The organism is Pedobacter sp. NEAU-ZC8, assembly GCF_059278965.1.
Window position 1 is genome coordinate 81,004 of record NZ_JCAJXC010000009.1, and the last position, 20,258, is coordinate 101,261.

The 20,258-nt window shown below is 44.4% G+C and carries 22 protein-coding genes; 9 read left to right on the plus strand and 13 right to left on the minus strand.

Translation table 11 applies throughout. The features are described from left to right. Positions 1-150: 150 nt before the first annotated feature. Together AC5WJX_RS09120 and AC5WJX_RS09125 are read left to right on the plus strand one after the other, a co-directional pair. A complete protein-coding gene (locus tag AC5WJX_RS09120) occupies positions 151-723 on the plus strand; it encodes an RNA polymerase sigma factor (RefSeq protein ID WP_494484260.1) in 573 nt (190 codons plus the stop codon). Further along, complete coding sequence (locus AC5WJX_RS09125; RefSeq protein WP_494484261.1) at positions 720-1,907, plus strand: porin family protein; 1,188 nt, start codon at positions 720-722, stop codon at positions 1,905-1,907. The genes AC5WJX_RS09120 and AC5WJX_RS09125 overlap by 4 nt, the downstream gene beginning before the upstream one ends. A gap of 208 nt (positions 1,908-2,115) precedes the next feature. Here the strand turns inward: AC5WJX_RS09125 and AC5WJX_RS09130 are convergent, their stop codons facing one another. Beyond that, on the minus strand, positions 2,116-2,481 hold the full coding sequence (locus AC5WJX_RS09130; RefSeq protein WP_440431786.1) for a hypothetical protein: 366 nt from the start codon (positions 2,479-2,481) through the stop codon (positions 2,116-2,118). A 360-nt stretch (positions 2,482-2,841) separates the two neighbouring features. Between AC5WJX_RS09130 and AC5WJX_RS09135 the strand changes: the two genes are divergently transcribed. The 3 genes from AC5WJX_RS09135 (at position 2,842) to AC5WJX_RS09145 (ending at position 3,868) form a co-directional block, all read left to right on the plus strand. After that, positions 2,842-3,072 (plus strand): hypothetical protein, encoded by a 231-nt coding sequence (locus AC5WJX_RS09135; protein ID WP_494484262.1) that lies wholly within the window; start codon positions 2,842-2,844, stop codon positions 3,070-3,072. A gap of 67 nt (positions 3,073-3,139) precedes the next feature. After that, the gene (locus tag AC5WJX_RS09140; RefSeq protein WP_494484263.1) at positions 3,140-3,346 is read left to right on the plus strand and encodes a hypothetical protein; all 207 of its coding nucleotides are present in this window, start codon (positions 3,140-3,142) and stop codon (positions 3,344-3,346) included. Positions 3,347-3,457: 111 nt separating this feature from the next. Next, complete coding sequence (locus AC5WJX_RS09145; RefSeq protein ID WP_494484264.1) at positions 3,458-3,868, plus strand: BrxA/BrxB family bacilliredoxin; 411 nt, start codon at positions 3,458-3,460, stop codon at positions 3,866-3,868. Between the two features lie 279 nt (positions 3,869-4,147). Here the strand turns inward: AC5WJX_RS09145 and cdaA are convergent, their stop codons facing one another. Next, the gene (gene cdaA, locus AC5WJX_RS09150) at positions 4,148-4,945 is read right to left on the minus strand and encodes a diadenylate cyclase CdaA (RefSeq protein ID WP_151154077.1); all 798 of its coding nucleotides are present in this window, start codon (positions 4,943-4,945) and stop codon (positions 4,148-4,150) included. A gap of 23 nt (positions 4,946-4,968) precedes the next feature. Then, positions 4,969-5,826 carry a dihydropteroate synthase gene (gene folP, locus AC5WJX_RS09155; RefSeq protein ID WP_494484265.1) on the minus strand — a complete coding sequence of 286 codons (858 nt, stop codon included), beginning with the start codon at positions 5,824-5,826 and terminating at the stop codon, positions 4,969-4,971. A 55-nt stretch (positions 5,827-5,881) separates the two neighbouring features. Here folP and AC5WJX_RS09160 point away from each other — a divergent pair, with 55 nt between their 5' ends. From AC5WJX_RS09160 to AC5WJX_RS09175, 4 genes are read left to right on the plus strand one after another with little or no spacing between them, the layout of a single operon-like run. Continuing rightward, a complete protein-coding gene (locus tag AC5WJX_RS09160; RefSeq protein WP_494484266.1) occupies positions 5,882-6,424 on the plus strand; it encodes a DUF1599 domain-containing protein in 543 nt (180 codons plus the stop codon). A 9-nt stretch (positions 6,425-6,433) separates the two neighbouring features. Further along, positions 6,434-7,585: a BT_3928 family protein gene (locus AC5WJX_RS09165; RefSeq protein ID WP_494484267.1), complete on the plus strand. Its 1,152-nt coding sequence runs from the start codon at positions 6,434-6,436 to the stop codon at positions 7,583-7,585. Between the two features lies 1 nt (position 7,586). Then, a complete protein-coding gene (locus AC5WJX_RS09170; RefSeq protein WP_494484268.1) occupies positions 7,587-8,636 on the plus strand; it encodes an ABC transporter permease in 1,050 nt (349 codons plus the stop codon). A 29-nt stretch (positions 8,637-8,665) separates the two neighbouring features. Then, positions 8,666-9,178 carry a shikimate kinase gene (locus tag AC5WJX_RS09175; RefSeq protein ID WP_440431770.1) on the plus strand — a complete coding sequence of 171 codons (513 nt, stop codon included), beginning with the start codon at positions 8,666-8,668 and terminating at the stop codon, positions 9,176-9,178. On the opposite strand, the gene truA is transcribed toward AC5WJX_RS09175, so the two are convergent. The 10 genes from truA to AC5WJX_RS09225 form a co-directional block, all read right to left on the minus strand. Beyond that, entirely contained in the window at positions 9,171-9,980 is an 810-nt protein-coding gene (gene truA / locus AC5WJX_RS09180) for a tRNA pseudouridine(38-40) synthase TruA (protein WP_494484269.1), read from the minus strand. The two genes, AC5WJX_RS09175 and truA, sit on opposite strands and share 8 nt — an antisense overlap. 3 nt (positions 9,981-9,983) lie before the next feature. Continuing rightward, positions 9,984-11,945: a beta-N-acetylhexosaminidase gene (locus AC5WJX_RS09185; protein WP_494484270.1), complete on the minus strand. Its 1,962-nt coding sequence runs from the start codon at positions 11,943-11,945 to the stop codon at positions 9,984-9,986. A 95-nt stretch (positions 11,946-12,040) separates the two neighbouring features. Next, a complete protein-coding gene (gene dacB / locus AC5WJX_RS09190) occupies positions 12,041-13,456 on the minus strand; it encodes a D-alanyl-D-alanine carboxypeptidase/D-alanyl-D-alanine endopeptidase (protein WP_494484271.1) in 1,416 nt (471 codons plus the stop codon). Between the two features lie 79 nt (positions 13,457-13,535). Continuing rightward, positions 13,536-14,528 carry an aspartate-semialdehyde dehydrogenase gene (locus AC5WJX_RS09195; RefSeq protein WP_440431762.1) on the minus strand — a complete coding sequence of 331 codons (993 nt, stop codon included), beginning with the start codon at positions 14,526-14,528 and terminating at the stop codon, positions 13,536-13,538. Between the two features lie 79 nt (positions 14,529-14,607). Next, positions 14,608-15,477, minus strand: coding sequence for a sugar phosphate isomerase/epimerase family protein (locus AC5WJX_RS09200; RefSeq protein WP_494484272.1), 870 nt, complete (start codon positions 15,475-15,477; stop codon positions 14,608-14,610). A gap of 9 nt (positions 15,478-15,486) precedes the next feature. Next, positions 15,487-16,368, minus strand: coding sequence for a hydroxypyruvate isomerase family protein (locus tag AC5WJX_RS09205; protein ID WP_494484273.1), 882 nt, complete (start codon positions 16,366-16,368; stop codon positions 15,487-15,489). A gap of 9 nt (positions 16,369-16,377) precedes the next feature. Further along, on the minus strand, positions 16,378-17,613 hold the full coding sequence (locus tag AC5WJX_RS09210; RefSeq protein ID WP_494484274.1) for a nucleoside permease: 1,236 nt from the start codon (positions 17,611-17,613) through the stop codon (positions 16,378-16,380). A gap of 13 nt (positions 17,614-17,626) precedes the next feature. Then, complete coding sequence (locus tag AC5WJX_RS09215) at positions 17,627-18,298, minus strand: 3-keto-disaccharide hydrolase (protein WP_494484275.1); 672 nt, start codon at positions 18,296-18,298, stop codon at positions 17,627-17,629. 60 nt (positions 18,299-18,358) lie between these two features. Then, positions 18,359-19,816: a Gfo/Idh/MocA family protein gene (locus AC5WJX_RS09220; protein ID WP_494484276.1), complete on the minus strand. Its 1,458-nt coding sequence runs from the start codon at positions 19,814-19,816 to the stop codon at positions 18,359-18,361. A 26-nt stretch (positions 19,817-19,842) separates the two neighbouring features. Beyond that, the gene (locus AC5WJX_RS09225; RefSeq protein ID WP_440431750.1) at positions 19,843-20,232 is read right to left on the minus strand and encodes a c-type cytochrome; all 390 of its coding nucleotides are present in this window, start codon (positions 20,230-20,232) and stop codon (positions 19,843-19,845) included. Positions 20,233-20,258: the final 26 nt, after the last annotated feature.

A 20,258-nucleotide genomic window follows, 5' to 3' on the forward strand; every position in this document is an offset into this window, starting at 1 on the left:
ACAGTTAGGTTTATTGATGAGGTTACGCTGCTGCAGTCCTTAAGGTTGCCCGGATTGCAGATATTTTATTTTTTGTAATCCAGGCAACCTTATTCGGATTTTGGACGTATACGCCTCAGATACGGCATATTTTAAAAGTATATTTATAGGGTGCAGGCAATCATCAAAGGATGTATTCAGAAAGACAGATCCAGTCAGTATCTGCTCTATAAGGAATTCTATAGCTATGGAATGGGTATATGTCGGAGGTATGCGTTAAATGAATTTGACGCGGGTGATGTGTTAAATGAGGGCTTTCTAAAGGTGTTTACCCATATAGACAAGTACGATGAATCCAAACCCTTCAAAACCTGGCTTGCAAGGATCATTACCAATACTGCAATCGACAAATACCGGCTGAACTTAAAGTTCAGTAATCATGACGATATCAACGATCATATCCATATTGGTCAGGAAGCGGCTATACACGCGGATTTAGCTTATAAAGATCTGTTGATCATGATTCAAAGTTTGTCGCCAGCCTATCGAATGGTTTTTAACCTCTATGCCATTGATGGCTATACCCATGAGGAAATTGCAGAACTGCTGAATATTTCTGTCGGAACATCGAAGTCAAACCTGTTTAAGGCACGACAGAAATTGCAGGAAAGGCTGCTGGCTTTTGAGAAGAACAACGACAGTATAGGTGGGGAGGCAATGCAGCAAATAAATAAACACGAATGAAAAAAGATAATAAAATAGATCGGTTATTTAAACGGGGGATGGATGATCCGGATATCCCTTTTAACGCGCTGGACTGGGAAAAGATGGCAGAAAAGCTAGCTGCCAGCGAGGCCAGTAAAAGGCGTTCGCTTTGGATCTATGCCGGAGCTGGGATTGCCGCGGCTTTGTTACTGGTTATGTTCCTGTTTTTGTCTGATCAAACGGCCCCAATAGATCCGGCTAAAGATTTTAATGCTAAAGCTAAGCCTGGCAGGATCGATAGTAATTCCGCGCCCTTAGGTCCAATGAAGCCTGCTGACGAAAAGAACAAGTTAGGTACCCTGCCTCCACAAACCTATGCAAAGAACGCTCGCCGTTCAGCCCTGCCGGTGAATCCGCAATTGAACCGACCAACGATCGCGGCTTCGGAAAAGGAAATTCCAATGCTATATGGGGTTTCTCAGGCTCAGATCCGGTCTAACATTGAGTTAAGAGAAAGTGACAAAAACATGCCAATCGGCCTGGAGCTTGTGCAGCAAAGCGGGCAAATTGAAGCTGCGGGGCAAAAGGCTGACCGGAAGGTGGTGGGTGTTGAACATTTTACTCCTAGGCCAGGAAAGCTTACCCTTTCCTTGTTGGCTGCCCCCGACGTTACCGATTCCAGGACCAGTATAGGTACCAAGATCAGCACTAACTTTGGACTCCTGGTCACCTATCCAATAAGCAAAAAGCTTAGCGTATCCAGCGGTGCAATATATGCCCGGAAATTATATGATTATGGCGGTACTCTTAGCTCCGCATACGGCGAAAGTGCGAGGCCCTGGGCCTTGAATGCCGATTGCTTTGTTATCGATGTGCCAGTAAATGTAAATTACCAGCTCTTAAGAAAAAAGAATTACAGTGTGAGCGTAAACTCCGGACTTTCAAGCTACTTTATGCTTAAGGAAAAGTACAAGTATAGGAATACTGGTCCGGATGGGGTAGAACAGACTACCGCTTTAGAGATCAACAATCAAAATCAGCATATTTTCGGTGTTGCCAATCTTTCTATAAGTGTCGATCGAAAAGTGTCGGATAAAGTCAGCATCGGTGTACAGCCGTTTTTAAAGTTACCTTTGACGGGCATTGGTTATTACGACTATAATCTAAGGTCACGGGGTATAGCCGTTTCACTTAGCGTAAAACCATTTGGTACGAAGAAGTAGCCTGCTTTTGTAGATCTAGTTCTGCTCGTAACTAAACTCTTGTAAAAAGCGCTCTGTGATATTCGGATTTTTGATTTTTACAACTTCGTTCTCCACGACGCAAATAACCCTGTATCCAGCATGCTGGCATTTTTCAATAAATCGGTCACTAGGATTTTTATGAAGATCCAGCTTGTAAAGCTTATTTTGGGTATTAATAAAGATGATTTTATACATGAGCTTCTGAAATTTGATGTTTACGCTCCTCATACTCAAGAAGCATATTGTATCGCTCCAGCAGATCCAGGTACTTTTCTCTCCAAATGTCGAACTCTTCAACATCAGGGGCTACTGCTGGTTCAGCTTTTTGTTTAGTCCTGAAGTCTTCGGAGGTAAAAAGATCAGGAAATTCAATTGAAAAGTCATGGTCAATGACACGCCCAATCCGGTGGATGATGTCGGGCTTAAGTTTTGGCTTCATAAACCAGTTGTACACCGATCGTCTGTTTACTCGTGCCAGCCTTGCTACATCGGTTAAAGAATGTCCCTCTCTTCTGATTACTTTCTCGATGGTGTTTCCGTGGTGTAGTGGCATTTTACTCAACTTTTTAAAAAATTTTACAATACTTGATTATTCGACTTGTACAAAGCCTCCGCAAAGTGTTGCTTTTTTCCCCATCGCTTTTTCCTTTCGGACGAATGGATACTGAGTTTTAACCACCATGGAGGGCCTTAATGTCTTATTCGGTTTTTTATATGCAGTATACTGCAATTGGCAGTCCTGCTTTAGACCCAGTGTATTCTCTGGTAAGTGCTTGACGCTAATTCAGAAGAAAAGCGCAATTAGCACGGGCGTTTGTTGCAGTAGAAACACCGTATTCTCAGTACGGAAAAGGGGATTTATTGGGTTGTCAGGCTCTATAAATTTGAACTCTTTTGTTTAAACCGCGATTTTATGTACAGACTTATCTATTTAGAACCCGATGCCGGTTATAGGTCCTTTGATTCCGATAATGGTGCAGAGATCCACGCAAATGCAGAACAGCTTCGTAAACAGAAAATCCTGGTGATCTGTGTGGTCGATTATGCAAGGCAATCCATCAAGCAGAAATGCACTGATTTTAGCAATCATTGCGACAGCATTGATGGAATGATTTTCGATCCCTTGTATGTGACCCAATTCTAAGTCAAAAAAAAAATATCTCCTGAACTACAGGATCTGTTTTACCGTTTAAAGCGGAAAATTTTGCAACATGTACAGAATTATCTATTTCGACACCCATATGGGCTACCGGAAGTTTGACTCAGACGATTATGATGTCATTGCAGAACAGCACATGAATTTAAAAAAACATGGCTGTAAAATAATCTGCATCGTAGACTACAGTGCGAGCGTGGTACTAAACAAATGCCCTGATTTTAAAGCGCATGTGCACGAAGTTGAACGCCTGGTTAATTAACCCAGCGTAATATAAAGGTAAAAACACCTGGATCATTGCCGATTAGCTTTGATGCCAGAACCTTGTACGCTATCTTTGATTATAATTTAAGAACCTTTTAAAAATTAAGATATGTATCCAGAATATTTGGTAGAACCAATGCGTGCAGAATTAACCAACGTAGGTTTTCAGGAATTGAAAACTCCAGAAGAAGTAGATTCTGCTATCAACAGCGAAGGAACCGTGTTCGTAGTCGTTAACTCCGTTTGTGGTTGTGCAGCTGCTAATGCGCGCCCTGCTGCAAAGATGGCTGCTTCGAATGAAAAACACCCTGACAAATTGGTTACTGTTTTTGCAGGCATGGAGAAAGATGCAGTAGATAAAGCAAGAGCACACATGATGCCTTTCCCACCATCGTCTCCTTCAATGGCATTGTTCAAAGATGGTAAGTTGGTTCATATGATTGAGCGTCATCAGATTGAAGGCCGTCCGGCTCAAATGATTGCCGACAGCTTAATTGGCGCTTTTGAACAATATTGCTAATCAAAGATTGAACGCATTACCGCGTGGAAAGGACTGCCACTGGCGGTCCTTTCCTTTTTGGTGTCTTTTCATAACCTCCAGCTGTTCGATTAAGTACAAACAAGGTCTTAGCCTGGGCTTCACAAGGGGTTGACTAGTCGGAGGCCATGTCAAGGCCTTGTCAACCCCTTGTCAACCCCCTGTTAACCCCACGTTAATGGGCTTAATGGTCTAGGCTAATCTACAGGATGAGTACCTGATGGTAAAATGTTTAATGGAGGGGGTGTAAGTGCCTGAAAATCAAAAATCCTTGTTCAGCAGTTTTTCGAGTTCGCCAAAGGATACATTCATCCTTACCCGACCTTGTTTAGCATAGGCAATCTCGCCAGTCTCTTCGGAAACGATTACCGCAACTGCATCGGTGTTTTCTGAAATACCGATTCCTGCCCGGTGGCGCAAACCAAACTGCGGAGGCAAAGTATCATTGTCTGTCAAGGGGAGAATACAGCTTGCGCTTTTAATCTTATTCTCCGAAATAACCACGGCACCATCATGCAATGGGCTGTTTTTCTGGAAAATGCTTTCGAGTAGTCTTTTGGAGATCCGGGAGTCGATGGTTTCACAGCTGTTGGCAAACAGCTGATCATCGTAATATTTCACAAACACGATAAGTGCACCGGTCCGGCTCTTTTTCATGCTTTTACAAGCTTCAATAATTGGCCGGATGCGAACCAAATTGTTCACTTCTATCGTTTTACTACCGAAAAGGTAACCCCACCACGCTTTATTCTTCTGTAGAAAGGTGTTCTTCCCGATAAGCAGGAGGAACCGCCTTATTTCGGGTTGGAAGATGATGATGAGTGCGATGATGCCGACATCCATGAACTTCTTGATGATTGTTGATAGCATGTTCATGTGCAGCTTATCCACAACGAACCAGAAGATCAGGATCATGAACATCCCCAGAAGCAGGTTTACGGCGAGCGTGTTCTTGATCAGACTATACACATAGTAGATCAGCATGGCAACCAGAAAGATGTCTACGACATCCGTTGCAGTGATCTTTATGAAATCGAAATCAAAATCAAAACCTTTCATTCTGGCAATTTAAGTAAAATATATCAACGGCGTTGTGTGCGCTCCACCAACTTTATACACTCCAAAGCAGGAGTAACATCGTGTACACGCAAGATGCTGGCACCTTTTTGCAACGCAATAGTATGGAGTACAGTAGTTCCATTCAGGGCATCTGCCGGATCAACCTTCAGGAACTTAGAAATCATGGATTTACGCGAAAACCCGACAAGATAGCTCAAGCCAAATATTTTAAGATCTTCCAGATGGTTCAGCAATTCATAACTGTGGTTTCGTGTTTTTGCAAATCCGAAACCGGGATCCAGAATGATATCCTTAACGCCCAGTGCCCGAAGTTGTGCGATCTTTTTGGCAAAGTAATCCACGACTTCTAAAACGACGTCATCGTAGGCTGCCTCGTGTTGCATTGTTTGCGGCGTACCCTTCATGTGCATGAGGATGTAAGGAACGTTTAGCTTTGCCACCGTTTCAAACATCCGCTCGTCGAGCGTCCCGCCTGAAATGTCATTAATGATGTGTGCGCCAGCCTCTACACTTGCCTCAGCAACCGCCGCACGGAAGGTATCTATGGATAAAACGGCTTCAGGATACCTCGCCACCAAAGCTTCTACTACAGGTACAATCCGGTCCAACTCTTCCTGTTCGCTTACATCGGCCGCACCCGGGCGGGAGGAATAGGCACCAATGTCGATCATTGTTGCACCGGCATTCAGGAAATTCCCGGTTTTTTGTAGCGCTTCTTCAATAGAGGCGGTGCGGCTGGCTGAATAGAAAGAGTCGGGGGTGATATTGAGAATTGCCATCACCTGCGGTGTACGCAGATCAAACAATCTGCCCTTGATGTTGAGTGTCGTCTTTCGGTTTAAAAATGTATCTTTAGCCATGTTTTGATGCAAAAATACAGTATTAGAACAGCTTTAGACTAAATTTTTCATTGTTTTGGCAAAAGATACCTCATTAGAATACGACGAAGTTATTGCGGTTTGTAAGTCGCTTTTTCTTAAGAAAACCAAAGATTATGGTACCGCCTGGCGCATCCTCCGGTTGTCGTCCATTACCGACCAGATTTTCATCAAAGCGCAAAGAATTCGTACGCTGGAAGAAACTAAAGTTAATAAGGTCGGCGAAGATATCACCTCGGAATACATTGGCATTGTAAATTATTGCGTCATTGCGCTGATGCAAATGGACCTGAGTGCCGAAGATCCATATGAATTGGATGTTAACTTAGTGCAAAACCTATTTGAGAAGCACGTTAACACGACCAAGGAGCTGATGTTTGCGAAAAATCATGACTACGGAGAGGCTTGGCGCGATATGCGGATCAGTTCCTTAACAGACCTGATTTTGATGAAGATCTTACGCGTGAAACAGATTGAAGATAATGCCGGGCAAACCGTGGTATCTGAAGGTATTGCGGCAAACTACCAGGATATGATAAACTATGCTGTTTTTGCGTTGATAAAGCTGGGGCTGAAATAAACCATTACCATGAAAAACATCGCTTTGAACTTTTCCCGCGGATTCGTAGGACTGCTTTTTATACTATCTGGCTTGATCAAGGCTAATGATCCGATGGGATTTGGCTATAAATTGCAGGAGTATTTCGATGTTTTTCATATTCCCTTTTTAGGCGAATTTGCCACTGGTATCGCCATGCTGCTTTGTGTGGTGGAGATTGTCCTTGGTGTTCTGTTGCTTTGTGGCTTCTGGAGTAAACAGGTGACGCTCGCATTACTGGTAACCATCATCTTTTTCACTTTCCTGACTTTTGTCTCTGCCGTATTTAAGGTCGTTACTTCCTGTGGCTGCTTTGGCGATGCAATTCCATTAACGCCATGGCAATCCTTTGGAAAAGATCTGGTGCTTTTGCTGATGATCATCTATTTATACCTGAACCGGACCAGAATTGTGCCTATTACAAAGACTTCAAAGCTGGCAATGGGGATCCTGATTGTAGTTACAGCACTATCCTTTGCTTTTACGTTATACACCTATTACGCGCTTCCGATCGTAGATTTTCTGCCTTATAAAGTTGGGAACAACGTGCCGGAACTCATGAAAATTCCGGCGGGAGAAAAGGGTGATGAGTTTGAGATTGTGTATCAGATGAAGCATAAAGGCAGTGGTGAAACCAAGTCTATGAACGACAAAGAATACATGAAGTCCGGGATCTGGGAGGATGAAAGCTGGGAGATCATTGGTGATCCGGAACGTCGCCTGGTAAAGAAGGGTTATGAGGTGAAAATAAAAGATCTGAACATTTCTGATGCTTCGGGTACTGATTATACTAAAGAATTGATCGAAAATCCTTACTACAACCTGGTTGTGGTGGCCTATGATCTCCGAAAGACCGATACTGCTTCCTTCGGGGCCATTAATGCGCTGGCATTGAAGGCTGCAGAGGAGTTCAATGTTCGTACGGTGCTGCTTACCTCGAACGCTGCACAGGATGCACAAGCGTTTAGCCAGCGGCACAAGCTGTTCATAGAAGTTTTTTATGCAGACGCGGTGCCTTTAAAAAGCATGGTACGCTCCAGTCCAGGTTTACTTTTGTTTAAAAATGGCGTTGTTGTGGACAAATGGAGTGCGGCTTTTCTGCCGGATTATGAAGAATTAAAGCAGCAATATTTCAATAAATAATATGTGGCCATACATCTTTAGAAAGTTTCTTTATGGCCTGGCTGTTATGGCAGGGGTGATCGTAATCGTTTTCCTGTTATTCAACGTGCTTCCCGGCGACCCTGCAAGGATGACCATGGGCCAACGTGCAGATGTACAATCCTTAGAAGCTGTGAAAAAGGAATTTGGCCTGGATAAATCTAAGCCGGCGCAGTTCTTTTTATACCTGAACGATCTGTCGCCCATAGGGCTCCATGGGAAAGATCAGCAGGAGAAATACAACTATGTGAAACTTATTGGGCTGGGGGAGGAAGTTATCGCTTTGAAAGTACCTTATCTACGCCGTTCCTATCAGACCAAAAGGGATGTGACCACGATATTGGCCGAAACTGTACCCAATACTTTTATCCTTGCTGCGACTGCAATGATCTTTGCAACGCTGATTGGCGTGTTCCTCGGGATATTGTCGGCAGTGAATCGTGATAGCTGGATAGATCATGCGGCAAATTCCTTTGCCATACTGGGCATTTCGGCACCTTCTTTTTTTGCGGGGATCATCATCGCCTGGCTCTTTGGATTTGTACTAAGCGATTTTACGGGACTGAACATGTCGGGCAGCTTATACAGCTACGATCCTTTTGAAGGGGAGATCATGACCTGGAAAAACCTGTGGCTGCCAATGATTACCCTTGGATTAAGGCCTTTAGCCATCATCGTGCAGCTAACGCGCAGTGCGATGCTGGATGTACTTGCGCAGGATTACATTCGCACAGCCCGGGCAAAAGGACTTGGCAGGAACGCCATCATCTATAAGCACGCTTTGAAAAATGCCATGAATCCGGTGATTACCGCAATTTCCGGCTGGTTTGCATCGTTGCTGGCAGGATCATTCTTTGTGGAATATATCTTTGGATATAATGGCTTGGGGCGAGCGACGGTTTTCGCCTTGGAGATGTCGGATTTCCCGGTCGTGATGGGCTCCATCCTGTTTATCGCATTTGTATTCGTGGTGATCAATATATTGGTAGATATCTTGTATGCTTTTGTAGATCCCCGGGTAAAGCTGGCATAGTAAGCCCGCTTGAACAACATTCCTTTGATATGAAAATATTCTTAATCGGTTTTATGGGCAGCGGCAAAACAACTTCAGGAAAGCGCCTTGCAGCAGCATTAAACTACCCATTTTTTGATCTGGATCATCAGATCACTACGGCAACAGGCATGTCCATCCCAGCGTATTTCGCGGCATATGGAGAGGAGGCATTCCGGCAACTGGAGCAGGAGACACTACAGACCTTTGCCTATCCAGACAGCTGTGTGATCTCCACGGGTGGGGGCACACCTTGTTACTACGATAATATGGACTGGATGAATCATCATGGTCTTACTGTTTTTATTGATATGCCACCTGTAGCGCTTGCCAAAAGGTTGGAGCAGGGAAAACATAAAAGGCCCTTGTTGAAGGACCTTAATTCGGATGAAATGGTTGAGTTTATCCGGGAGAAACTGGAAGACCGCCTTCCTTATTACAATAAAGCTAAGGTCATTATCAATGGAATTAGCCTATCTACGGAGTCGCTTCATTCCGCGGTGCGTAATGCCGGACTTAAATAGGTATCCAGATATCTGCCGACTGGTTCTGTAGAAATGAAGAGAATTCTTCTCTTGGCGGCAGGTTTAGATAGGGGTAAGTTACCTTGGATAGGTAAAGTCCCTGCGGATGTGCCGGGGTAATCAGTTCGGGTGTTTCCCTGGAGATCAGATAATGTTCGAAGCCATCAACACTCAACTGCCCCTTGCCGACCTTCAACAGCTGTCCCATAATAATACGGATCATTTTACTCAGGAACCGGTTAGAGGAGATTTGAAAACGAAGCTTCTCGCCCTTTTGATCGGTTAACAGATCAGCAGACATCACATTGCAAATCGTGTGTTCGTACTTATCCGGACTGGTACAAAAACAGCGGTAATCCTTGTATTTCGGCAGTAAATCTACAGCCCGCTTCATCTCGTCTAACTTCAGGTCATTCAGCAGGTAATACGAGCTTAATCCATGTAAGAAGGGGTTTTTATAGGTATGCAGGAAGTAGTCGTAGGAACGTTTTACGGCATCAAAGCGGGCATGGCGCTGCGCTTCTACCGGTATGATGTCGAACACGGCAATATTGTGCGGCAGGAGTTTGTTGAGCCGGAACATCAGATCGAAATCCCATTCCTGCTCAACATCCATATGAAAGAAAAACTGACTGGCATGCACATGGGCGTCTGTTCTGCCACAGCCATTGATGGCTATGGGTGTTTTAAGCGCCTGGCTGAGGAACTTCTCCAGAACACCCTGCACGTTTGCAACGCCTGGCTGCTTCTGCCAGCCGCCATAATGCAGGCCGTTATAGCCAATATGAACGAAATACCTCAAGTTTTATCTTTTTCCTGCTCTTTTATTCAACTCGTCAATCGGCATACTGATGATGCGACCGACTTTCTTTTTTCCTTTGTAGGTCACTACTCTAAACATCGTGGCGTCTTTCGGCGGCGTTAGTTTTCCGCTGTACTTTGGATAAAAACGATCCGGCTCAGAGTTATCAAAACTATAGTAGATGTCGATGCCCGGGGCTTCGGTGCTCAGGTCTATCACTAAGGATCGGTCTGCAGCTCTTGAAGCTTTAAAGATCGGGTCGTACACACTTGGAGAGTACTTGGTTTCGGCAAGATCAAGACGGTCAAAATGATCTTCAACCTTGCTGAAGAAGTTGTTCCAGTTCTTTTTAGATGAGGGTGACCAGATTGATTCTGCAATAGCCATTCCCCGCGGCCAGGTCATGTATTCCGCCTGGCGGATGTTGTACACCTGTTCTGTCCATAGGTTTGCTTGCCCACCTTTGATTAACTTGGCATCTACACCTTTTGGAACGGGTTCGAACTCGTACGAAGTGTTTAGCCTTAGCGTTGCGTAAACCTTAGGCTCGGTGATCGCGTCGCCCTGCATATAGTCGATATAGGCATAGGTGGTTGGGCTCATGATGACCTCATGCCCTTTGTGTGCGGCTTCAATGCCATACTTCATACCTCTCCAGCTCATTACCGTAGTATTGGCCGGCATTGGGTTCTCCAGGATTTCATCCCATCCAATGAATTTTTTGCCTTTGGACTCCACGATTGTTTTTACGCGGCGTTCAAAATAGCCCTGAACTTCTTCAATCCTTTTCATGCCTTCACGCTGCATCAATGCTTTAATGGCATCGTTCTTTTGCCAGAAGTTGATGGGTGCTTCATCGCCGCCCATATGGATGTACTCGAATGGGAATAGTGCTGCGACCTGTGTAAGCACCGTATCCAGAAAAGCATAAACTTTCTCGTTTGCAGGGCAGAGGGTGTTATCTACAAGGGCGATAGGGGGAGCGCCGCGGGACCAGTCCATGATTTTTTCGCCGGAACGTACCTGGTATTTTTCCGCACCTGGTGTGCAGGAAAGCTCTGGATAAGATGCGATGGCCGCAAGACTATGGCCTGGCACGTCAATCTCTGGCATAATATCTACATACCGGTCTTTAGCGTACTGAATGATCTCTTTGATATCATCTTGCGTGTAAAATCCTCCGTAATCTTTGGGTTCATTTGGGGTAGGGGGAACGAAATCGCCGAAGTTGCCTTCTTTTTTAACCCGCCATGCACCAACTTCCGTTAATTTAGGCAATCCTTTGATTTCCAATCTCCAGCCTTCATCATCCGTTAGGTGCAGGTGTAATAGGTTGTATTTATATTTCACCATGGCATCGATGTACTGTTTTACTTCATTTTTAGTAAAGAAATGACGTGCTACATCGAACATTAGGCCTCTCCAGGCAAGTTTAGGATAGTCGGTGATCTCAACACATGGTAAGGTCCATTTTACGCCTTCAACAAGTTCTTTAGACGCAATTTCCTTTGGAAAAAGTTGTAAAAGGGACTGAACACCATAAAATAAGCCGGCACCGGTATTTGCTTTGATGGTGATGAGTTTAGGTGTTACTGAAAGCTGATAACCTTCTTTGCCCAAGGTCGGGTTTGCTTGTGGGTTTAACACAAACCTGATGGTTTCTGTCGTGGCATCAGTCTGTGTCGTTACAAAGCTGCCTGTTGGAATGGATAAATGCAGCTGTAGATAATCAAGGGCCGGTTTTACAGATGTTGATTTATCTGCTTGTATGAGCACCTTTTTTGGCAGTACGAATACGCCGGCATTTTTTACCAGGGATACGGGCTCAGGTATAATGGCGATGGGTCTGGTCACCGCAACTGGAGCGGTTTCTACCTCTGTCGTGCTGGCAATTTGATTTTGTTCCTGGCTGTATGCCTGCCCGGCAACACACAGCAGGCATAATAATTGAAATATTTTCTTCATCAAGATTCTATAAATGGACGATTCAATCGCAATTTAAAGAATTTATGAGGAAGTCGCTCAAAAGTGGCTATTATGTTACCGGTAATCTGCAGCCATTATTTTAGTACATCGAGTACCCGGAAGAGTTTACCTGATATTTTTGAACCGGAGTAGTTGTTGATGTTGATCACGATGACGTATTTTTTACCATTTGCTGCGGTGTAGTATCCTGCATAGGCTTGTACATCACTTATTGAACCACTCTTGAGCTGCATACCATTATTGATTGGCAGGGATTTCAGGAAGTCCGGATACCAGGTTTCTTTTTGCACCTGAAAGAGGATGTTTGCCATCGCGGCTGGGGTTACCCGTGTACCCGGTGAAAGTCCGCTACCATCTACAATATTCAACGCGTTTTTGTCTATTCCCTTGGCTGCCCAGAAATTCAGCTCTTCTTTAACACCATTTCTGGTGGTAGCATCTTTATTTGCCTGCCACGCGAGGGTACGGATGAGGTGTTCACCGTAAAGGTTGATGCTCTTTTTGTTGAACCAATAAATGATCTCGCTGAGTGCCGGGGAACTCAGGGTGGCAAGCTTGGCCGTAATGGTTGGCTGGTTCTTCTTTTCTGCGATTAATCTTCTGGCGGTAGTAGGTTCTTCGGTGCTGGAGATGCCCAGGCGTTTAAGTGTATCCTGCAGCCGGTAAGCGGCATCAAAAGCGGGGTCTGGTAATGCCGCGGAAATACCTTTCTTGGATATTCCGGCGCCCAATGTGCCGCGGAGATACGCGATGTTCGCTAATGGCGGAAGAAACGCATAGGCGTTATCACCTGAACCCGCAGGACCAGTCTTAAGTTCATTGATGATGTTGATGTAAGGCATCTCGGGTACAGCCCTTAGCAGCGCTACCGGACGCCCGGTACCATTACCCGGTCTTAAGTGCAGGTCGAACTGGTTTTCCCGCCACGACAGGGCGGAAGGAGAGGCCCCGTAATAGTTACCAATATCTTGCCATATCCATCCTTCCGGCAGCGAGCTGCTGCCCCAAAGCGAATCATCTCCCACAACCTTTCCCGCTATCGATTTAATTCCTGCTTCCCGAATGGCCTTCACCCATTGGTTCAGGATCTGATGTTCCTTTGTTTCTGCATATCTCCAGGACCCTAATGTCGGATCGCCACCACCTACGATCAGCAGATCCCCATGAAGCACGCCGTCTGGAGCAATGTTTCCCGAATAGGCCAGCGTGGTTTGATACCGGAAATCCTTACCCAGCAGGCTAAAAGCCGTTGCTGAGGTGATGACTTTCAGGGTTGATGCCGTGGCTAAACCCACATGCTCGTTTCGACCATAGATTTGCTTACCTGTTTCCGCATCAAGTACCACTAAAGCTGTAGTTGCATATTTGGCCTGGCTGTCGGCTTTAAGTACATTAAAAGCCCGATCGAGCCTTTGTGCAAGCTGGGCATTTGCCGAAGTGCAGATGAACAGCAGCGATAATGAAAGTAGCTTTATGGAGGACTTTAACATGTGGCGAAGTTTTTGGGCATAAAAAAATGTGATGCCGAAATTGCTTACAATTTCAACATCACATTCTGATGTTTATAAATTAAATTAACTCTTTTTGGATTAACAGTTCTGCAATCTGCACGGCGTTTGTTGCAGCACCTTTACGTAGGTTATCCGCCACAATCCACATGTTTAAAGTGTTTGGCTGTGATTCATCTCTTCTGATGCGGCCAACAAAGACATCATCTTTTTCATGTGCATCTTTCGGCATTGGATACTTCAGGTTGGCAATGTCATCAACTACTGTAATGCCTTTTGACTGCGCCAAAATTGAACGTACCTCTTCTACATTAAAATCCTGTTCAAACTCAATGTTTACAGATTCTGAGTGTCCACCCATTACAGGGATACGTACAGTGGTAGCGGTTATGCGGATCGTGTCATCATCAAGGATCTTTTTCGTTTCCTTGATCATCTTCATTTCCTCTTTGGTATAACCATTTTCCTGAAACACATCAATCTGAGGAATTACATTCAGGTCGATAGGGTAGGCGTAAGCCATTGGACCATCGGTAATACCTTGACGTTCGTTCATCATCTGGGTAACCGCCTTTACACCCGTTCCGGTTACAGACTGGTAAGTTGATACCACCACACGTTTAATCTTGTATTTGGCGTGCAGCGGTTTTAAGGCCACAACCATTTGAATAGTGGAACAGTTTGGATTAGCAATAATGGTATCGTCTATATTAAGCACATGTGCATTAACTTCCGGTACGATCAGCTTTTTCGTTGGATCCATTCTCCAGGCAGAGGAGTTGTCGATAACAATGGTTCCTGCTTCTGCAAAACGAGGAGCATGTTCAAGAGAAGTGTCTCCACCAGCAGAAAAAAGGGCTATAGCAGGCTTCATCGCAATTGCAGTATCAATGTTTACGACAGCATACTTCTTACCCTTATAGCTGATTTCCTTACCAACACTCTTTTCTGATGCTACAGGGATTAATTCAGTTAACGGGAAGTTACGCTCTTCTAATACTTTCAACATTACAGTGCCTACTAAACCTGTGGCACCTACAACTGCGACTTTCATCTATATATTACGCTTTTTCTAATACGCCACGAAATTGTGGGCTTTCTTTTCAACAAATATGCTTAAACTTTATAACACTTTAAAGTAATTCAGTTTTAATGTAGTTCTGACTTTGGGTGATGCTCGCATAAGGCTCCATATCAAAGTTTTCCTGCTCCATGATGGCATGCTTTAAGCCGGCTTTTTTAGCACCTTTGAAGATCGTTTTATAGTCGATTCCACCACTTCCAACTTCAATGTTTTTTTCGTTGTTCGCCTTGTCCATGTCTTTAACATGCCACATGGTGAATCTTCCAGGGTATGCGTCGAAAAGTTGTATGGGATCTTTGCCTGATCTCACTACCCAGTAAATGTCCATCTCAAAATCCACTAACTTCGGATCGGTTTCCTTAAGCATGATCTCCAGTCCGGTGGTGTCGCCCCAGGACTTCAGTTCGAAGTCATGATTGTGATAAGCGATCTTTAAACCTGATGCCTTACATAAGGCACCTGCCTGATTGAGTTTTGCTGCAACTTTCTTGTAGTCGTCTGCATTCTGGCGAAGCGCGTCACCGAGGTAAGGTACCGTAAGGTATTCACTGCCGATTGCACTTGCTGCGGCGATGAAAGATTTTAGTTCTTCTTCGTTACCATCCTGTATGTATTTGTCGATACCGTAGTGCCCGCTTGGAGCGGTCAGGCCATTTTCAATCAAAAGGTTTTTAAACGACTTTGGATCCAGGCCCCAAAATCCGCCTTCAGCAGAATAACCGTAGGTCTCTACCTCTTTATAACCTGCTGCAGCCACTTTGGCGATGACGCCTCTCGGATCCTGCGGAAGCAACTCTCTTAAGGAGTATAACTGTAATCCTACAACTTTGGATGATTTAACACAGGCAAAGGAAGGAAGCACTAAGCCGGCTGCTGCTGCAATACCGGCTTGTTTAATGAATGTTCTTCTGGAGTTCATAGTAATTTTTTATTGGTCGCAAATATTGATCGCTGCTCTCAAGGAGCCAAGTTTATCCTTTGCCCGCGGGATAAACTCCTGTGCTAAAAAGCCTTTAAATCCTGTTGCAAGAATGGCTTTCACAATTGCAGGATAATAGAGTTCCTGGCTTTCATCAATCTCCGCTCTTCCAGGTACACCCGCGGTATGGTAGTGCCCGATATATTGATGATAATCTCTGATGTTTTGAATAACGTCGCCTTCATCAACCTGCATATGATAGATGTCATACAATAACTTGAAGTTTTCAGAGCCCAGGCGTTTGCATAGTTCAGCTCCCCAGGAGGTGCGGTCACACTGATAGTCTTTGTGATCCTTCTTGCTGTTAAGCAATTCCATCACCAGTACAACATTGTGCTTCTCGGCAATGCCGATCACTTGTTTGAGGCCTGCTACACAGTTGTTCCATCCAGTTTCATCATCTTTCCCGCGTTTGTTTCCGCTGAAACAAATCAAGTTTTTATATCCTGCCTTAGCAACAAGCGGAATCATTTCCGAGTAGCTCTTAATGAGCGTTTCATGAAACTTTGGGTCGTTCCATCCGTCTACAAGATTAATCTCGGCACCATTGCACATGGAAGAGGTAAGACCATGCTTCTTTAAAGTTGGCCAATCCTTTGGACCGACAAGGTCAATCCCAGTAATGCCCATCTTTTTTGATTCGATACATAATGTATCAAGATCGATGCTATCGAAGCACCACCTGCATACTGCATGGTTTACGTTGCCTTTTAGTGCCAATTTTGTATCAGATTTTAGCGTGAATCCCTGAAGTGTCATGGGTGTACCCAGCGCTACACCAGCAATCGCAAGACTCTTCAAGGCATCCCGTCTACTTTTTTTTTGTTCCATTTTTATCTTTTAAATACCTTCTACTTTTACCTTCTCCTTGTCATTAAAGAATAATGCGAAAAGAATAAAAACTACTGCAGCAATTCCAGCTGGAATAATCCAGATCATGCTCCAGTCGAAAGTCCCATCAGCTTGCTTGTATGTATCCGTAATCATCCCGGCAACTTCAAATCCGATTAGCATTCCGATACCGTAAGTTGCAAGGGTAATTAAGCCTTGAGCAGCACTCTTGAATTGCTCACCCGCTTTTGAATTGGTATAAATTTGACCCGATACAAAGAAGAAGTCATAACAAATACCGTGTAATGCAATACCGATGATCAGCATAAAACTTAAATCGCCAGCATTTCCATACGCAAACAGTGCATATCGAACTGCCCATGCAAGCATACCCACCAGAATTGTTTTCTTAAAGCCAAATCTGGTAAAGAATACTGGTAACAACAGCAGGAATAAAACTTCAGACATCTGACCGATCGTCATTTTGCCGGTAGGATTATCCAGTCCGATGTTTGACAAGAAAGGATTCGCATTTTGGTAGTAGAACGCTAATGGAATACAGATCAGAATAGAGGATACAAAGAAAATAGCAAAGTTCCTATCTTTTAAAAGTTTAAGCGCATCCAGTCCTAAAATCTGAGACACACTAACTTTTTCACCAGTTGATACTTTTGGCGGTGTCGCTGGAAGTGTGAAACTGAATAAACCTAGAACAAGAGATCCGATACCAGCCATCAGGAATGTATACTTTAAAAATCCTGCTGAAATACCTTCAGGAGAATCCCAATGATAGACGAAGCTGATCAATAAACCTGCGACGATCCAGCCGATGGTTCCCCAAACGCGTATGGTTGAAAATTCCTTTTCAGGGTCTTTCATCTGGTTAAAAGAAACGGAGTTTACCAGCGCCAAGGTTGGCATGAACAAGATCATGTACGATAGTACATAAGGATAAAACGAGGAGATATCCGGTGTCTGATACATTTGATACATTAGTACTGCACCAATCAGGTGTAGAACCCCTAAGATTCTTTCCGCATTAAAAAATCTGTCTGCAATAAGCCCGATGATGAACGGGGCAATGATCGCTCCCCAGGATTGTGTGGAAAAGACTGCGGCACTTTGAGAACCTGTGGCCTGCAGGTTATTTCCGATAAAAGTACCCAGTGTAACAAACCATGAGCCCCAGATGAAAAATTCCAGGAACATCATGCTTGATAGTTTAATACGGTTAGTTAAGTTCATTGTGTATTCAGCGTTAATTAGATTTAAGTTCTTTAATAGAAATGTTTCTGTACCATACCTCGTCGCCGTGGTCCTGTAAGGCTATTCTACCTTTTTTGTAGGCAGCAAAGCCTTCCCAGCCTTTGAATTTACTACCTTCTACAAGAGCCTTGAAGTTCTCATCCCATAGGGTCGTTGAAACAATCTTCACGCCGTTCAGGGTGAAATCAAGCTTACCGTTTTTACTTACGACCTTTACTTTGTTCCATTCTCCAACCGGCTTTACAGGCTCTGAAGTACTTTTAACCAGGTCGTACAAGTCTCCCGCACGGTGTTTGGTGATCTTGCCGTCTGGATGTCCCTCATTGTCTAAAACCTGCATCTCTAGTCCTGTAGCATAGGTCTGCTTGTATTTAGGATCTTCGTGAACATATAGCATGACGCCACTATTGCCTTTAGGTGCAATCTTCCACTCCAGGTTCATTTCGAAGTTCTCATATTCTTTATCGGTTACAAGGTCAACGCCGTGTCCCTGGCGTAGTTTTGGATCCAGGTGGATCACACCTTTTTCAAGGGTCCAACCGTGTGCAGCGCTTTCATCGCCATACGGATGCCAGCCTGCTATTTTCTTTGATTCCTGTGCATTCACAGCATTTGTATTGAATAATGCGGTAAGCACTAAAGCGGAAAAAATATATTTTTTCATCATTTGAGTTTAATCATAACGCCCGGCTTTACCGGGCGTTATTTAGGTTAGAAGATCTTATTAAGCGCCAAGGGTCCAGCCTTTGCGGTATTCTCTTTTTACAAACTGGTTAACAGCATCGAAGTTGGTAACCTTCATATTGTCGTTATCCCACAGTAACTTGATGTTGCGTCCTGGGTAAATGGTTCTGCCCTGTGCATCTTTCGCCTGAACATCTACGCCGCGGATAGCAAGGTTTGCCATAAGCAGTGCTTCGGTAAGCGGACCTGCAATTTCAAAAGGGGAACTAACTTCTTTTTTGCCATGTCCGGCAATACAAGCCTCAACCCATTGTGCATAGTGACCATTGGCACCATCTTTTACTCTTGCAAAACGTTCCGGAACGTTAATGCTCTTATTTCTGCTTAATGGAAGTAGTCTAGGATCTGCAGAGTAGGTGCTTGCCATCATTTTACCTTTGGTTCCGATGAACAAGGTTCCGTTTCCACCATCTCCGAATACTTCATTTGCTTCCAGTTCTTCAGGTCTTTCCGGCTGTATACCGCCATCCATCCAGTGAACAGTTACTTCGCCTTTAGTTTTATCTGTTTTAGGGAACTTTAACGTTACGTGGCTCGATGGAGGACAGCTATCCGGGAAATAACCGCGTTTAAACTCGTCAACATAAACCGTTCCTACGCTTGCTTGAACTTCACTGGCATATTTCAGGTTCAACACGCTGAATGGAGCTTCCAACAAGTGACAGCCCATATCACCTAGTGCACCAGTTCCGTAATCCCACCAACCTCTCCAGTTGAAAGGAACAAGTTTATCTACGTAGTCTTTATATGGAGCTGTACCCAACCATAGATCCCAATCCAGCTCTTTTGGTACTTCCGCTTTGTTGGTAGACCATGGAATACCTTGTGGCCAAACCGGTCTGTCGGTCCAGGCATAAACGGTATGTACATCACCGATAAGCCCTGCATCATACCATTCCTTCATTTGACGGGGACCATCATTCGAGGCACCCTGATTACCCATTTGGGTCACGACTTTATATTTCTTCGCCGCTGCGGTTAAGGCACGCGCTTCATAAATGTCGTGTGTCAGTGGTTTTTGTACATACACGTGTTTGCCAAGCTGCATTGCAGCCATAGCCTGTACAGCATGGTTATGGTCTGGTGTAGAAACAGACACAGCGTCGAAGTTCTTAGATTCTTTATCTAACATCTCGCGCCAGTCTTTATAGAATTTAGCCTTTGGAAATGCTTTCACTGAGTTTGCGGCACGACGGGTATCCACGTCACAAAGAAATCCGATGTCCGCTTTACCGCTTTTGTGGAACATCGCAATGTCCGATTGTCCCTTTCCACCAACACCTATGCCGGCGATAATCAATCTGTCACTAGGTGCTAAAAAGCCGTTTCCACCTAAAACGTGACGTGGTACAATTGTAAAGGCAGCTGCCGCAATCGCACCAGATTTCAAAAATGAACGCCTGGTTGTGACGTTTTGATCATTTGTCTTGTTTTCCATTGCTTATATTTGGTTTAAAAGAATGATTATTTTTTCAAAGACAAGATGTAGTTAACCATCTCTTTTGCGTCTTCTTTAGATAAATCCGGGTGTGGTGTCATTGGTACATCGCCCCAAACACCAGCTCCACCACGAATGATCTTATCCGCTAATTCGTCTACGTTCAATTCGCTCATTGGATATTTCTCTGCCACATCAACGTAAGAAGGACCGATCACCTTTGTGGTTTCATTATGGCAACCCAGGCAGTCCGATTTATCGATCAGCTGTTTTCCTTTATGAACAGCACCTGATTCACCGGCAGCTGCAGTGGTCTCTGTATTGGTTGTGGCAGACTCTGTTTTCGTTGAATCGCCACCACCGCAGGATGCAAAAACAAAGGTCAGGCATCCAAGTAAATAAGTTAGTTTTTTCATAAGTGTATTGTTGTTCCCGGCTCTTC

Bases quoted from the DNA above. Each gene is read 5' to 3' on its own strand.
- AC5WJX_RS09215 (WP_494484275.1), bottom strand. From the start codon at position 18,298: ATGAAAAAATATATTTTTTCCGCTTTAGTGCTTACCGCATTATTCAAT.
- AC5WJX_RS09210 (WP_494484274.1), bottom strand. From the start codon at position 17,613: ATGAACTTAACTAACCGTATTAAACTATCAAGCATGATGTTCCTGGAA.
- AC5WJX_RS09125 (WP_494484261.1), top strand. From the start codon at position 720: ATGAAAAAAGATAATAAAATAGATCGGTTATTTAAACGGGGGATGGAT.
- folP (WP_494484265.1), bottom strand. From the start codon at position 5,826: ATGGCTAAAGATACATTTTTAAACCGAAAGACGACACTCAACATCAAG.
- AC5WJX_RS09225 (WP_440431750.1), bottom strand. From the start codon at position 20,232: ATGAAAAAACTAACTTATTTACTTGGATGCCTGACCTTTGTTTTTGCA.
- AC5WJX_RS09135 (WP_494484262.1), top strand. From the start codon at position 2,842: ATGTACAGACTTATCTATTTAGAACCCGATGCCGGTTATAGGTCCTTT.
- cdaA (WP_151154077.1), bottom strand. From the start codon at position 4,945: ATGAAAGGTTTTGATTTTGATTTCGATTTCATAAAGATCACTGCAACG.
- AC5WJX_RS09185 (WP_494484270.1), bottom strand. From the start codon at position 11,945: ATGAAGAAAATATTTCAATTATTATGCCTGCTGTGTGTTGCCGGGCAG.
- AC5WJX_RS09220 (WP_494484276.1), bottom strand. From the start codon at position 19,816: ATGGAAAACAAGACAAATGATCAAAACGTCACAACCAGGCGTTCATTT.
- AC5WJX_RS09200 (WP_494484272.1), bottom strand. From the start codon at position 15,477: ATGAACTCCAGAAGAACATTCATTAAACAAGCCGGTATTGCAGCAGCA.
- AC5WJX_RS09205 (WP_494484273.1), bottom strand. From the start codon at position 16,368: ATGGAACAAAAAAAAAGTAGACGGGATGCCTTGAAGAGTCTTGCGATT.
- AC5WJX_RS09140 (WP_494484263.1), top strand. From the start codon at position 3,140: ATGTACAGAATTATCTATTTCGACACCCATATGGGCTACCGGAAGTTT.
- dacB (WP_494484271.1), bottom strand. From the start codon at position 13,456: ATGTTAAAGTCCTCCATAAAGCTACTTTCATTATCGCTGCTGTTCATC.
- AC5WJX_RS09165 (WP_494484267.1), top strand. From the start codon at position 6,434: ATGAAAAACATCGCTTTGAACTTTTCCCGCGGATTCGTAGGACTGCTT.
- AC5WJX_RS09175 (WP_440431770.1), top strand. From the start codon at position 8,666: ATGAAAATATTCTTAATCGGTTTTATGGGCAGCGGCAAAACAACTTCA.
- AC5WJX_RS09195 (WP_440431762.1), bottom strand. From the start codon at position 14,528: ATGAAAGTCGCAGTTGTAGGTGCCACAGGTTTAGTAGGCACTGTAATG.
- AC5WJX_RS09170 (WP_494484268.1), top strand. From the start codon at position 7,587: ATGTGGCCATACATCTTTAGAAAGTTTCTTTATGGCCTGGCTGTTATG.
- AC5WJX_RS09145 (WP_494484264.1), top strand. From the start codon at position 3,458: ATGTATCCAGAATATTTGGTAGAACCAATGCGTGCAGAATTAACCAAC.
- AC5WJX_RS09130 (WP_440431786.1), bottom strand. From the start codon at position 2,481: ATGCCACTACACCACGGAAACACCATCGAGAAAGTAATCAGAAGAGAG.